Genomic DNA, 13853 nt, shown 5'->3' on the forward strand with positions numbered 1-13853 from the left:
ACCATATGTGGGCTGCGTCACGTTCGAGTTGAATGATGGCAAGTGCACGAACCGACGCGCCGCTCGTGCTGACGCAGCCTGCAGGGGGTCCAGGTGAGTGCTTCCCGGCGTAGTGGGACCACGGACGAGCTCGGACCGGACGAGCCCGGTCCGGAGGGACCCGACGGTCCGCAGGGACCTGAAGGTTCGGACGGGCCTGAGGGCTCGGGTGGTTCGGATCTGCTTGCCGCCCTGTTGGACGGCATGGACGCGGCGCTGTGCGCCTTCGACGCCGACGGTGTCGTGACGCACTGGAACCGCGAGGCCGAGCGCATCCTCGGCTGGTCGGCGGAGGAGGCGGTGGGCCGGCGCGGCTTCGCCGGGTGGGCGGTGCGCAGCGCCGACGCCGAGGAGGTCGAGGGGCGGCTGCTGTCCGTCATGAACGCGCCGGGCCGTCAGGTGCATGAGTTCGCGCTGCTGACGAAGGACGGCGGACGGGTGCTCGTGCGGACGCAGTCGGCGGCGGTGCGGGGGCCGGACGGCAAGCCCGCGGGGGTGTACTGCGCGTTCAGCGAGGTGCACGCGCAGATCGATCTGGAGCGGTCGATCGCGCTGAGCGAGGCGTTGTTCGAGGACGCGAGCTGGGGTGTCGTCCTGGTGGACGCGGATCTGCGGCCCGCCGTGGTGAACGCGCACGCGGCGCGCGCGCTGGGCATCGGGCGTACGTCCGTGCTGGGGCGGCCGCTGGGCGAACTGCTGGCGCAGGGCGTGGAGGAGCTGGAGAGCGCGCTCACGCATGTGCTCGGTGAGGGGGCGCCGCCGGCGCCGGCCGAGATCTGGGTGAGTGTGCGCACACCGGAGGGCGAGAAGCGGCGCTGCTGGCGCAGTGGTTTTCTGCGGCTGGCCTCGCCGCTGGCGGAGGAGCCGGTTCCGCTCGGGGTGGGCTGGCTGTTCCAGGACGTGACGGAGGCCAAGCAGGGCGAGCAGGAGGCGGCGCTGCTGCGGTTCCGCAGCAATCAGCTGCACCGTGCGGCCCGTACGGCCGCCGACTGCGAGGATCCGGCCGAGGCGGCGACCGTCCACCTCGACTTCGCGCTGGCCGGTTTCGCGGACCACGCGCTGATCGACCGGGTCGCGGGCGGCGCGCTGTCCGACGGGGAGTCGGCGGGGCCGGTCCGGCTGGTCCGGGTGGCGGGCACGCCCTCGGGTGCGCCGGGCCCGAGTCTGCTCTCGGGGCAGGCGGGGCTGCCGACGCGGTACGGCGAGGGGCATCCGGCGTTGCAGTGCGTGGAGCGGATCGGCACGGTCCGGGCGAGCGTCGGCAGTGTGTCGGCCGAGCAGGCGCGCGCCTGGGCGGAGTCCCGCCAGTGGCCGGCGGACTCGGTGCACGCGCTGTGCGCGGTGCTGCGCAGCCGGGGGCGGACGCTCGGGGTGGTGACCTTCCTGCGGGGCAGCGGGCGAAGCGCCTTCGAGCGCTCGGACACGGTGTACGCCGAGGACGTGGCGGTCCGCATCGCCACGGCACTGGACATGGCGGCCCTCCTACGAGACCACCAGGCCTGACAGGGCCCGGCTGCACCGCCCCGCCGGGACCGGGCGCGCTCTGGGCCGCGCGGCGCCGCCCGAGGGTGCAGGGTCTGGTCCGGGCGGGTCCGTCGGGGTGAGCGGTGGCAGGTGGTTCCGACCGAGGGCGAGCAGGGCCCGGTGTCGAGCACGGCCCGCGGGGATCGAGCGCGGGTCTCGGGCGCGCCTGGCCCGCCGGGGCGCGTGGGGCCCGGGTGACTCCGCCCGGGGGGCGGGGCCGTATGCGACTACGGACCGCTCACCCCGACGGGCCTGCGCGAACCGCCGGGCCCATACGGACCGGTCCCCGCACCTCCGGGCGAGCCCCACGCGAACGAGACCCCGCTCAGCCTCGGCGGACCGTGCTCGAATACGGCCCATCTGACCGCGGGCGGCATCACCCGGCCCCGCGCGGTCGGCGGGCCGGCGCGGATCAGACCCCTCACCCCTGGGCGGGCCGTGCAAATCAGCCCCCGCAGCCCCTCGCGCGAACCCCGGACGGGAGTGCCGGTGTGAGCGGGCGGCGGGGTCAGTGGCGGTAGAAGATGCGGTCGCCGTACTGCTCCAGGATGCGGCCGTTCCAGTCGTGGCCGCCGTCCACGTTGCCCGAGCGCAGCAGCGGGGGCTCGATGCCACGGTCGGCGAGGTCGACGGCCGCCGTGGCCATGACGGCCTGGAGGAGGGCGGAGGTCACCACCGTGGAGGCGGGGGCGAAGGGGGCGGGGACGGAGTCGTGGGTGAGTTCCGCGTCGCCGACGGCGATCTTCGAGTCGAGGACGACGTCGCAGTGGTCCTTCAGGTACGTCCCGGAGGAGTGCCGTGACGACGTCTCCGTGGCGTAGGCGACGGAGGTCACGCCGATCACCCGGACGCCCAGCGCGCGGGCGCCGAGCGCCATCTCCACGGGGAGGGCGTTGCGCCCGGACAGGGAGATGATCACCAGGGCATCGCCCGCGCGCAGCGGCGAGGAGTCCAGCACGGCGGCGGCGAGGCCGTCGACGCGTTCCAGTGCGGAGCCGAGGGTGGCGGGCATGACGTCGACGCCGACGACGCCCGGCACGACGAGCAGATTCATGAGTGCGAGCCCGCCCGCGCGGTAGACCACGTCCTGCGCGGCGAGCGAGGAGTGACCGGCGCCGAAGGCGAAGAGTCGCCCCCCGGAGGCGACGGTGTCGGCGAGGAGCGAGCCGGCGGCGGCGACGCTCTCGGCCTCCTCCGCACGGACGCGCTGCAGCAGACCGATCGCGGCGTCGAGGTACTGGTCGGCCGGCGTGCTGTCGCCCATGTGAGCTCCTTCGCTCCGCTGCTCGCGCTCTCGCACTGTGTCGCGGATCACGGTGCGGTCTGGACCAGTGGGATGTCAATACGGCCGTGCGGGCGGCGTCCGCACGGTGTGTCCGAGGTCACGTATCAGCATGTAACCCCCTGGGTTTCGGCGGCGCGGCACGGTTGTCGGTGGTATCCGGCAGAATTGAAGCCAGGGCCAGCGCACGCGCCGGAGAGCGGTCGAGCCTCCGGCAGAGCTAATCGAGGGGCACGTATGTCCGGACTGATCGACACCACGGAGATGTATCTCCGCACCATCCTCGAGCTGGAGGAGGAAGGTGTGGTCCCCATGCGTGCCCGCATCGCCGAGCGGCTGGACCAGAGCGGGCCGACGGTGAGCCAGACGGTGGCGCGCATGGAGCGCGACGGTCTGGTGTCCGTGGCCAGCGACCGGCACCTGGAGCTGACGGACGAGGGCCGCCGGCTGGCGACGCGCGTGATGCGCAAGCACCGCCTCGCCGAGTGTCTGCTCGTCGACGTGATCGGGCTGGAGTGGGAGCAGGTGCACGCCGAGGCCTGCCGCTGGGAGCACGTGATGAGCGAGGCGGTGGAGCGCCGGGTGCTGGAGCTGCTGCGCCACCCCACCGAGTCGCCGTACGGCAACCCGATCCCGGGCCTGGAGGAGCTGGGCGAGAAGGACGGCGCCGATCCGTTCCTGGACGAGGGCATGGTCTCGCTGGCCGACCTCGACCCGGGCGTGGAGGGCAAGACCGTCGTGGTGCGCCGTATCGGTGAGCCGATCCAGACGGACGCCCAGCTGATGTACACGCTGCGCCGGGCGGGTGTGCAGCCGGGTTCGGTGGTGAGCGTGACCGAGTCGGCGGGCGGTGTCCTGGTGGGCAGCGGCGGCGAGGCGGCCGAACTGGAGTCGGACGTGGCCTCCCACGTCTTCGTGGCCAAGCGCTGAACCCCCGGCCGTCCGCCACCCTTCGATCGCGTCGAATCCTGGACTCGGTGTGCCGAATCGCAGCGCCGGGCCGTCCGGCATGCCAGGCTGTCGCCTGAGCGGAGGGTCCTAGGGGGCGGGGTGAGGATGTGCCGGAGTCGTGTGGAGGGCCCCGGCGCCGTGTGGCGCCGGGGCCTGTCCTCCCCTGTCATGACCCGGAGCCCCGAGCTCCCAGGGTCATCCCCCTCGGACCGTTTTTCCCCGAGCGGTCCGCCTCCCGCTGAAGATCTCCCCTGGCCCGCCGGGATCATTCCTGCAGTGGCGTCACTCAAACGAGGGGTGTTGCCCGCAGAAAGCCCATTCTCGAATGCCCATTCGATAGCCTGCAGGGGCAGAACCGCTCCCGAGGGGCGTGCGGTATGACCAGTACGACAAGTTGAGCCGACAGGGCAAGCAGGGGTAGTAGAGCCGTAGGGCGAACAGCGCCGGTCACCGGCGAACAGCACGGCTAGCACAGGTACGAGCGGGTCCGAGCGGAGCTTGGGGGGTGCCGGCACCAATGGCGCGACGCATCGACGTGACCGGGGCGGGCGGTGTACGACTCGCGGCCTGGGAGTTCGGCGACCCGCTCAAATCCGGCCCCGGCCCGGCGCAGCTCGACCCCGACCCGGCGCCCGGACCCGTGGGCGGCGGCACCGATCCGTCCCCCGGCGTGCTGTTACTGCACGGCCTGATGGGCCGCGCCTCGCACTGGGCCTCCACCGCCCGCTGGCTGTCCGGACGCCACCGCGCCGTCGCGCTGGACCAGCGCGGCCACGGCCAGAGCGAGAAGCCCCCGCAGGCCGCGTACACCCGTGAGGCGTATGTCGACGACGCCGAGGCCGCCCTGGAGCAGCTCGGCCTCGCCCCCGCCGTCCTGATCGGCCACGCCATGGGAGCGCTCACCGCCTGGCAGCTCGCCGCCAAGCGCCCCGACCTGGTCAGCGGTGTGATCATCTGCGACATGCGGGCCTCCGCCCTCGGCGCCGCCTCGCAGCGCGAGTGGGCCGACTGGTTCGCGTCCTGGCCCGTTCCATTCGCCACCCTGGCCGACGTCCGCGGGTGGTTCGGCGAGAACGACCCGTGGGTGGAGCGGCCGAATCCGGCCCGTGGCACGTTCTACGCCGAGGTGATGCACGAGTCGCCGGACGGCTGGCGCCCCGTCTTCGACATCGAGCAGATGCTCAAGTCCCGTGAGACCTGGGTGTACGACGCCCACTGGGACGAGCTGGCGCAGGTGCGCTGCCCCGCCCTGGTCGTCCGCGGCCTCGACGGCGAGCTCGGCCGGGCCGAGGCCCAGGAGATGGTGCGCGTCCTGCCCCGCGGGGAGTACGCCGAGGTCGCCGACGCCGGCCACCTCGTCCACTACGACCAGCCGGAGGCGTGGCGCGCGGCGATCGAGCCGTTCCTGGACTCGACCCTCGGCACCTGACAGGTGCCGGGCGGGCAGTTCGCGTCGGTACGGGGCGGGTCTGCCGACGGCGACGGCGACGGCCGGCGCGGCAGTGGTGGGGCAGGCAGTCCTGCGCGCCTGACGGGTGTCCGGGCTCCCGACGGTGCGCGGGCCACGCGCGCGTGTGCCGTGGCCGGCGGCCGCCGCACGTACGGGTCGGGTTTCGGTGCTCGCCGTGCTGCGCGTCGGTCGGCCGGGGAGCCCGCGCGGCGGTGGTGGGGCAGGCGGTCCTGTGCGCTTGACGGGTGCTCGGGGCTACCGGCGGTGTGCCGGGGCCGGCGGCCGCCGCACGTACGAGGCGGGTTTCCGCCCACGCCGTGCAGCGCGTCGGTCGGTCTGCCGACGGTGACGGTCGGGGAGTCGGCGCGGCGGTGGTAGGGCAGGCGGTCCTGGGCGCCTGACGGTGTGCGGGCGGCGCGCATGTGTCGTGGCGAGCGGCCGGCGCACGTGCGGGGCGGGTTTCCGCCCACGCCGTGCTGCGCGTCGGTCGGTCTGCCGACGGTGACGGTCGGGTGAGCCCGCGCGGCAGGTTGGTGGAAGGGCAGGAGGTGCTGCTCGTGTGGGGCTCAGCCTCTGCTGACCGCCGCCAGGATCTCCGGCAGGCGCCGGGCGGTGCGGGGCGCGGCCAGGCGGAGGCCGAGGCCGGTGAGCCCCGCCCCGTACGCCGCTCCGACGGGCAGCAGCAGCCAGGTCCAGGCGTCGCCGTCCGCGCTGGTGTTGATGAGGACGGTCAGCACGATGACGGGAGCGCACAGCAGGGCCGCGGCCACCATCCCGCCGAAGATCGAGATCCAGGCGAGCCCGACCTGACCCGGGGCGACGTTCTTGTAGCCCTCCTGCGGGATGGAGTACGGGAACCGCGCCGAGGTCCACGCCCCGGTGGCCAGCATCGCGCCGAGCAGCGCGCACGACAGCCCCAGCACCTCCGGCAGCTTGGCCCAGTCACCCAGCAGCGCCGTGGTCAGCACGGTGACGAGAAGGGTGTACGGCAGGGTGATCAGCAGCAGCGCGTAGGCACGCGCGCGGAGTTCGACGAAGGCGTCGCGGGTCGAGGAGATGGTCATCGCGACCATCCAGAACGCCGACGTGTCCTGCCCGAACTGGTTGTACATCTGGATGCCGAGCATGCCCGCCGCGAAGCAGGCGAAGTAGATCGACCCGGTGCCCTGCAAGGCGTTGAACACGGGCACGATCAGTCCGATGGCCAGCGAGGTCACCCAGGCCGCCTTGGTCTTCGGGTCGCGCCACACGTAGCGCAGGCTGCGCTCCATGACCGTCCCGGTCCGCCCGCCCGGCAGCAGCCGCGCCGGCCCGCTCGAGGACCGGTCGCGTACGGCGGTGTCGGACATGGCCTGGATCGTCGAGCCGTCCGGTGAGGTCATCAGCCGGTCGAGATGCCGTGCCCACACCGCGATCAGCGCGACCAGGGCCAGCGCGGTCAGGGCCAGTTGGGCGGCGGCCACCGCGTACGCACCGTCGCCCGCCGCGTCCACGGCGCCGAACGCCGAGGCGGGCGGTACCCAGCGCAGCACGTCCGCGACCGGTTCGAGCTGCCCGAGGCCCGCCGAACCGAGGCGCTGGGCACCGAAGTTGACGACCTGCGCGCCGACCGCGATGACCAGTCCGCTCAGCACGGCCAGATCGCGTCCCCTGCGGCTGGTCAGCAGCCGGATGTTGGCGGCGGCGACGGCGCGGGCGAGGGCCACGCAGACCAGCAGCGCCAGCACGATGGCGACGACTGCGACGACGTACGCCGCCGTGCCGCGCGCGACGGCGATCACCGAGCCGACCAGCATGCACACCGTGAACAGCGGGCCGATGCCGACCAGGGAGGCCGCGAGCAGCGCCCGCACCAGCGGCCGGGCGCGCAGCGGCAGCATCACCAGGCGCGTGGGGTCGAGGGTCTCGTCGCCGCCGGGGAAGAACAGCGGCATCACCGCCCAGCCCAGCGCCAGTACGGCGATCAGCAGCACGATCACGGCGTCGGCGTGCTCGTTGCCGCGCAGCAGGACCAGGCCGAGCAGTTGCAGCGCGGCGAAGAGCAGCGTGAGGACCATGGAGGCGACGTAGGCGGCGCGCCGCCCGGCGGACTGCCGCAGGCCGCCCCGCAGCAGCGACAGTTTCAGCTGGACGAGGGTCGCCGTCGTGCCGGTCATCGGGCGCCGCCGCCCAGCCAGTCCAGGTCGGAGACGGCGTCACGGTCGTGGGCGCCGACGAGTTCGAGGAAGGCCTGCTGCAGCGTGGGGGCGTCGCCGCGGACCTCGGCGAGCGTGCCGTGGGCGCGGATGCGACCGGCGGCCATCACGGCCACCCAGTCGCACAGCGACTCGACCAGCTCCATCACATGGGAGGAGAAGACGACGGTGGCGCCGGAGGCGGTGTACCGCTCCAGCACGCGCCGGATGGTCTGGGCGGAGACCGGGTCGACGCCCTCGAACGGCTCGTCGAGGAAGAGCACTTCGGGGTTGTGCAGGAGCGCCGCGGCGAGTCCGATCTTCTTGCGCATGCCGGTCGAGTAGTCGACGACCAGCTTGTGCTGCGCGCCGGCGAGGTCCAGGACGTCGAGGAGCTGGGTGGCCCGCTTGTCGACCTCGGCGCCGGGCAGGCCGCGCAGCCGGCCCGTGTACGCCAGCAGCTCACGGCCCGACAGGCGCTCGAACAGCCGCAGTCCCTCGGGCAGCACCCCGATGCGGGCCTTGACCTCCACCGGGTCCCGCCACACGTCGTGCCCGACGACCTCGACGGAACCCTGATCGGGTCGCAGCAGCCCGGTCACCATCGACAACGTGGTCGTCTTCCCGGCGCCGTTCGGCCCGACCAGCCCGATGAACCGCCCGGCGGGCAGCTCCAGATCGATCCCGGAGACGGCGACCTGCTCCCCGAACCGCTTCCAGAGCCCCCGTACGCGTACGGCGACCGTCCCCACCTCTGCTCCCTGGTCCATGTCAGAACCCTAAGGGGAGCCGGTCTCCTTGGGACCGGGTCAGCGGTCCCGTCCGCAGGCGTAGGCGAGCGGGGAGATCAACTCCTCGGCGTCCGGCAGCCAGCGGTTGGCGGGGGTGGGACGGCAGGCCCACTGGACGGCGCCGCGCGAGCCGTACCGGGTGGGCGGCGCGGCGACGAAGCCGCCCTCGCCCAGGACCGCCAGATCCAGCGACCCGAGCGACCAGCCCAGCTTGCGGACCAGGTCGGGGACCTTCACCGACGCGCCCGGCAGCACGAAGAACTGCATCCGCCGGTCCGGGGTCAGCGTCACCGGTCCGAGCGTCAGCTCCATGCGCTCCATCCGCGCCAGGGCCAGGAACCCGGCGGTCTCCGGCACGGAGAGCGCGTCGAAGGTACGGCCCGTCGGCAGCAGGATCGACGCGCTCGGCTGCTTCTGCCACATCCGCCGCGCGACCGTCGCGCTGCCGGTCGCCTGCGTCTCCCAGTCCGGCCGAGCCGGGTGCGCCCCCGGCGCACCGCACGCGGCGTCACCGCAGGAGCAGCGCTGCACTCCGCCGACGGCTTCCAGCCAGGTGCCCGGGAACACGTCCCAGTGACGCTCCTCGGCGTAGCGAACGGCGGTCTCCAGCAGCGATTCCCCGCGCTGCTTCGGAATCTGTGCGGCTTCGGTGGCCGGGATCGTCTCTTCCACGCTGAACACAACTCCCAGCCCCACCTCGGGTTACGGCCGGACCGCGCGCGGGGGAGGAGCATCGATTGCGCATTTGGGGCGCATGGGTGCATGTCCGGGGGCGCGCGGGAGGAACCGCGGCGGGAGCTGGGTAGCCAGGTGTGGGGTCGGCAACCGGCCGCACTCCGGCAATCCTCGCATGCCTCGCATTTTCGTCATGTTCGCGGGGCATTGATCTTCACGGCCGGAATTCCCCGCTCCCGCGAGGGCGGGGGGCTCGGGCCCTGGAGACACGACAACTCGGTGTGCGGGCAGGGACCGCAGCCTCAGGGGGTACGCCATGGCCGCAAGGCCTCTCGTCGCACGGCAGCCGAACGAACGGCTGCAAGCGCTCATCCAGGAAGCGGGTTGCTCGAACGCCGGGCTGGCCCGGCGGGTCAACATGTGCGGCGCCGAGCACGGTCTCGACCTGCGCTACGACAAGACGTCCGTGGCCCGCTGGCTGCGCGGACAGCAGCCGCGGGGCCGTGCGCCGGCGATCATCGCGGAGGCGCTCGGCCGCAAGCTCGGCCGTACGGTCACGATCGACGAGATCGGCATGGCCAACGGCAAGAACCTCGCCTCGGGGGTCGGCCTCCAGTTCTCGCCGACGGTACTGGGCGCCATCGAGCAGGTCTGCGAGCTGTGGCGCAGCGACGTGGGGCGCCGGGACTTCCTGTCCGGTTCGTCCGTCGCGGCCTCCGCGCTGGTCGAGCCGAGCCGCGACTGGCTGATCTCCGCGCCCGACGCACAGGTGGCGCGCTCGGCGGGCCCGCGCGTGGGCCAGTCGGACGTCGAGGCCGTGCGGGCGATGACGCAGGCGCTGGTCGACCTGGACCACCAGTTCGGCAGCGGACATGTGCGCCCGGTCGTCGTGCACTACCTCAACAGCGTCGTCTCGGGGCTGCTCGCCGGCTCGTACCGGGAGTCCGTGGGGCGGGAACTCTTCGCGTCCGTCGCGCGGTTGACCGAACTCGCCGGGTACATGGCGGTCGACACCGGGCAGCCGGGCCTCGCCCAGCGCTACTACATCCAGGCGCTGCGGCTCGCGCAGGCCGCCGGTGACCGTGGCTACGGCGGTTACGTGCTCGCCGCCTCGATGAGCCACCTGGCCGCGCAGCTCGGGAACCCGCGGGAGATCGCCCAGTTGGCACGGGCCGCGCAGGAGGGGGCACGGGGGCGCGTGACCCCGCGTGCGGAGGCCATGTTCCTCGCCGCCGAGGCGCGCGGGCACGCCCTGCTGGGCGACGCCCGCGCCGCCCAGACCGCGGGCGGGCGGGCGGTCACCGCGATGGAGCAGGCGGACGACGCCTCCGGCGACGACCCGGTGTGGATCGCGCACTTCGACGAGGCGTACCTGGCCGACGAACTGGCCCACTGCCACCGCGATCTCGGTCAGGCCGAGGCGGCGGCGCGCTGCGCGCGGGAGTCCCTGGAGGGCCACCCCGAGTCACGGGCGCGCAGGCGGGCGATCGGCTATGTGCTGCTCGCCACGGCCCAGGTGCAGCAACGCGAGATCGAGCAGGCCTGCCACACGGGGCTGAAGGCGGTCGAACTGCTGGGGACCCTGCGCTCCAACCGCGGGGCCGAGTACCTGGAGGACTTCCAGCAGCGGCTGGAGCCGTTCCAGGAGGAGTCCGTGGTAAGGGAGTTCGGGGCCCGGCTGGATCTCCAGGCGGCCGCGTGAAAAATGCCTCGTACGGGCGTGAACGCGCGGAGAACGGGGGCACCGGGAGCCGGAGGTGACATAAGCAGCGTGCCGCGGGCCGGTTTTGTTACGGCGGTCACAGGGCAGGAGGTCAGGTCCCGTGCTGCGTGGCAACCGGCTCGGGGGACCCGGTAGCGTGAGCCGACGATTCCGATGGTCCCCCATTCGTAGGAGTCCCGGTGACGCAGAGTGGACAGGGCGAGGAGCCCTCGGCGCGACCCGCGCGCGAAGGCATCGTGCTGCCCTCCGACGGTGGCGAACCGCTGCTGCCGGGTATGACGGGCGGGCCCGCCGACCGGCCCGCGGGGCCGCGGCACGGCGCCCCTCAGGGCGGCGGGCCCGCGCCCGCCTCGGCGCCACCCGGCGGCCAGGCCTGGGGCCGGCCGTGGGGTCCCGAACAGCACCAGGCCCCGGCCCCGCCGCCGGGTCAGGACTGGCAGAACCCGCCCGCCGACCCGTGGCAGGCGCAACAGGCCGCCCCATGGGCCGCGCAGGACCAGCCGGGCGCGCTCCCGCAGGAGGCGCCGGGCCGGCCGTACGGGAACGAGGCACAGGCGTCCTACGGGGCGTACGGGGCGCCGGGCGGGGCGCAGCTGCCGTCCGGCGGTCACGGCATGCCGCTGCCGCCGGCCGACGACGGGGCGACCCAGTACATCCCGCCGGTCGCGGCCGGGCCCGCCGACGAGGGGGCCACGCAGTACATACCGCCGGTGGGCGGCGCTCACCACCCCCTCCCGGGCGGCCCCGGGAACGAGGGCGCGACCCAGTACCTCCCGCCCGTCGCCGGGGGCGCCGACCCGTACCCGCCGCCCATGGCCTCCGGCCGGCCCTCCGCCGACGAGGGGGCCACGCAGTACATCCCGCCGGTCGGGCCCGGAGCCCTGCCGCCCGAGATGCCGTCCGGCGGACCGGCGGACCGGCCCGCGGAGACGACGACGTACCTCGGGCGGGCCCAGGACGGCGGCGCGGGAGCCGGACCGATGCCGTCCGGATCCGACGCCGACGCCACGCAGTACATCCCGCCCGTGCCCGGACAGGGGGCCTACGGCGACCGGCAGCCGCCCGCCGAGTTCGACAACCTCTTCCGCAGCGGTCCCGGCGGCGACGGCGGCCACGCCGGCGCCACCCAGCACATGCCCCGCTACCAGGAGCCGCCGGGCACCGGACACGCCGCCCCGCAGCCCTCCTACGACGCATCCGGTCCGGCGCAGGGCCGGCGGGCCGCCCGGGACTCCCGTTCCGGCGGTGGCCGCACCGGCTCGAAGGTGCCGCTGATCGCGGCCTGCGGCGTCGCCATCGCCGTGGTCGGTATCGGGGCGGGCGCGTTGCTCGCGGGGGGCGGCGGCGACGAGCCGGACGAGAAGCCCGAACCCGTCTCCGCCTCGGCCCCGGCCAGCACCGAGGCCTCCGGACAGCCGGCCGCCGACCCGGCGAAGGAGCAGGCCGTCGCCCTGGACAAGCTGCTCGCCGACAGCGGTGACAGCCGCGCCACGGTGATCAACGCCGTCGGTCAGGTGAAGACCTGCGGCAACCTCGCCCAGGCCGCCCAGGACCTGCGCGGCGCCGCCGAGCAGCGCAAGAGCCTGGTCACGCAGCTGTCCGGACTCTCCGTCGACAAGCTGCCCGAGCACGCCGCGCTGACCGCCGCGCTCAACAAGGCGTGGAAGGCGTCCGAGTCGGCCGACAACCACTACGCCGCCTGGGCCGACCAGGTCGCCGCGCAGAAGGGCAAGCTCTGCAAGAAGGGGCAGGCCCGCAGCACCGGTCAGACCGCCGCCGGCAACCGGGAGAGCGGCATCGCCACCACGCAGAAGGCCGAGGCGGCCACGTTGTGGAACGCGATCGCCCGGACCTACGGCCTGACCGAGCGCCAGCCCACCCAGCTGTGAGGTGAGCGGGGCGCCGGGAGCCGGGCGGTCAGTTCTGGTTCTCGGTGCCCTGCAGGGTCTTCGTCACGTCGATGGCGCCCTGGCGGTCGTCGGCCACCAGCTGGCCCTTCTTGACGACCTGGAGGGTCACGTCGGTGTTGACCAGCCGCGGCAGGCCCACGGAGGCCAGTACGTCCTGGAACTGCCAGCGCAGGGTCGGCGTGAGCCCGCCCGTGGTCACCTTGAAACCGTCGTCCAGGGTGCGCCGTACGGTGTCGGCGGAGACCTCGCCCTCGCCGATCGACTTCACGACGGCCTCCAGGACGGTGTACGCGATCCACGTGGTCTGCACGCCCGCGTCCGCGGGGTCGATCCGGGTGTCGGTGAAGGCCTGTTCGCGGATGACCTTCTTCATCCCGTTCCAGCGCTTGTCGGTCTCCGCCGGGTACCAGCCGGTGATGTACGCCCCCTCGTAGGGGCTCGACGCCCCACCGGTGGCGTCGATGACCGTCTGGTCCACGCTGCCGAGCACGGTGCCCGTGCGCACCTCCGGGTAGGCCTCGCGGTCGCGCCGGAAGGAGTCCATGAAGGTGTTGGTGCGGTCGCCGAGCGCCGGCACCACACAGCCGCGCCTGCTCGGGTCCTCGGTGGCCCGGGTCAGGGCCTGCTGGGACTGCGCGGCGAACTCGGTGGCGTCCTCGGCGGCCCGAAGGTCGGTCACGTCCGAGTGACCGCCCGCCGCGAGGCCCGAGTTGATCAGGTTGGGGAGTTCGTCACCCGCGATGGTGTCGGGCCGTACCAGCGTGACCGGGCCGCAGTTGCTCGCGAGGTGCCTGCCGAGGCCGGCCAGCAGCGCCGGCTGGCCGCCGTTGACCGGGTAGGACAGCGGGCTGGTGAACTCGGCGTTCGTGATGCCGTAGCCACCTATGTACGGTATGCCCGCTCCCTCCAGGATCGGGAAGAACGTGTCGGCGAACTGGCTGTAGGAGCCGACGACCGCGGCGACCTTCTGCTTGACCGCGCGGCGCGCGCACTTCGCGGCGTGCACGCTGTCGTTGCGGTCGTTGCAGATCACGACCTTGAGCTTGCGGCCGTCGATGCCGCCGTTGGCGTTGACGTGGCGGGCGTAGGCCAGCGCCAGGGCGGGCATGCCGGGCTTGTTCGTGGTGTTGGTGTCCTGCGGTGCCCAGGTCATGACGGTGATCTGGTCGTCGCCGGCACCCCCCGGGAGGCCGGGGACGACGCCGCAGCCGGCGGCGAGCGAGGCGCACGCGACCAGGGCGCCCGCCGCGCGCAGGGCTTTGAGGGGCCTGGTGAGGGCGAGGAGGAATGTGCTGCGGGTGCGTCGCCTGCCGGTCATGGTCCCGCACGATTCC

Annotated in this window: 10 protein-coding genes; 5 read left to right on the forward strand and 5 right to left on the reverse strand. The window is 73.6% G+C overall.

What is annotated here, in order from left to right; genetic code table 11:
- Window positions 1-93 precede the first annotated feature (93 nt).
- The gene (locus ACZ7LV_RS21190) at window positions 94-1542 is read left to right on the forward strand and encodes a PAS domain-containing protein (protein ID WP_471941249.1); all 1449 of its coding nucleotides are present in this window, start codon (window positions 94-96) and stop codon (window positions 1540-1542) included.
- A 529-nt stretch (window positions 1543-2071) separates the two neighbouring features.
- On the opposite strand, the gene ACZ7LV_RS21195 is transcribed toward ACZ7LV_RS21190, so the two are convergent.
- A complete protein-coding gene (locus tag ACZ7LV_RS21195) occupies window positions 2072-2827 on the reverse strand; it encodes an SIS domain-containing protein (protein WP_471941251.1) in 756 nt (251 codons plus the stop codon).
- 255 nt (window positions 2828-3082) lie between these two features.
- Here ACZ7LV_RS21195 and ACZ7LV_RS21200 point away from each other — a divergent pair, with 255 nt between their 5' ends.
- Together ACZ7LV_RS21200 and ACZ7LV_RS21205 are read left to right on the forward strand one after the other, a co-directional pair.
- On the forward strand, window positions 3083-3775 hold the full coding sequence (locus ACZ7LV_RS21200; protein ID WP_129796318.1) for a metal-dependent transcriptional regulator: 693 nt from the start codon (window positions 3083-3085) through the stop codon (window positions 3773-3775).
- Window positions 3776-4313: 538 nt separating this feature from the next.
- Complete coding sequence (locus ACZ7LV_RS21205) at window positions 4314-5225, forward strand: alpha/beta fold hydrolase (protein WP_471941253.1); 912 nt, start codon at window positions 4314-4316, stop codon at window positions 5223-5225.
- A 587-nt stretch (window positions 5226-5812) separates the two neighbouring features.
- Here the strand turns inward: ACZ7LV_RS21205 and ACZ7LV_RS21210 are convergent.
- The 3 genes from ACZ7LV_RS21210 to ACZ7LV_RS21220 are packed head-to-tail and all read right to left on the reverse strand — an operon-like array spanning window position 5813 to window position 8892.
- The gene (locus ACZ7LV_RS21210; protein WP_471941254.1) at window positions 5813-7402 is read right to left on the reverse strand and encodes a transporter; all 1590 of its coding nucleotides are present in this window, start codon (window positions 7400-7402) and stop codon (window positions 5813-5815) included.
- Entirely contained in the window at window positions 7399-8190 is a 792-nt protein-coding gene (locus ACZ7LV_RS21215) for an ABC transporter ATP-binding protein (protein WP_471941256.1), read from the reverse strand. The genes ACZ7LV_RS21210 and ACZ7LV_RS21215 overlap by 4 nt, the downstream gene beginning before the upstream one ends.
- 39 nt (window positions 8191-8229) lie before the next feature.
- Complete coding sequence (locus tag ACZ7LV_RS21220; RefSeq protein ID WP_401682145.1) at window positions 8230-8892, reverse strand: bifunctional DNA primase/polymerase; 663 nt, start codon at window positions 8890-8892, stop codon at window positions 8230-8232.
- A gap of 310 nt (window positions 8893-9202) precedes the next feature.
- On the opposite strand from ACZ7LV_RS21220, the gene ACZ7LV_RS21225 reads away from it, so the two are divergent.
- Both ACZ7LV_RS21225 and ACZ7LV_RS21230 read left to right on the forward strand, forming a co-directional pair.
- Window positions 9203-10588 carry a transcriptional regulator gene (locus ACZ7LV_RS21225; protein WP_471941258.1) on the forward strand — a complete coding sequence of 462 codons (1386 nt, stop codon included), beginning with the start codon at window positions 9203-9205 and terminating at the stop codon, window positions 10586-10588.
- A 200-nt stretch (window positions 10589-10788) separates the two neighbouring features.
- Window positions 10789-12498 (forward strand): hypothetical protein, encoded by a 1710-nt coding sequence (locus tag ACZ7LV_RS21230; protein WP_471941260.1) that lies wholly within the window; start codon window positions 10789-10791, stop codon window positions 12496-12498.
- Between the two features lie 28 nt (window positions 12499-12526).
- Here ACZ7LV_RS21230 and ACZ7LV_RS21235 read toward each other — a convergent pair whose 3' ends face one another.
- Window positions 12527-13837, reverse strand: a complete 1311-nt coding sequence (locus ACZ7LV_RS21235; RefSeq protein WP_471941261.1) for an ABC transporter substrate-binding protein — start codon at window positions 13835-13837, stop codon at window positions 12527-12529.
- Window positions 13838-13853: the final 16 nt, after the last annotated feature.

This window comes from Streptomyces sp. NPDC107562 (assembly GCF_055657325.1).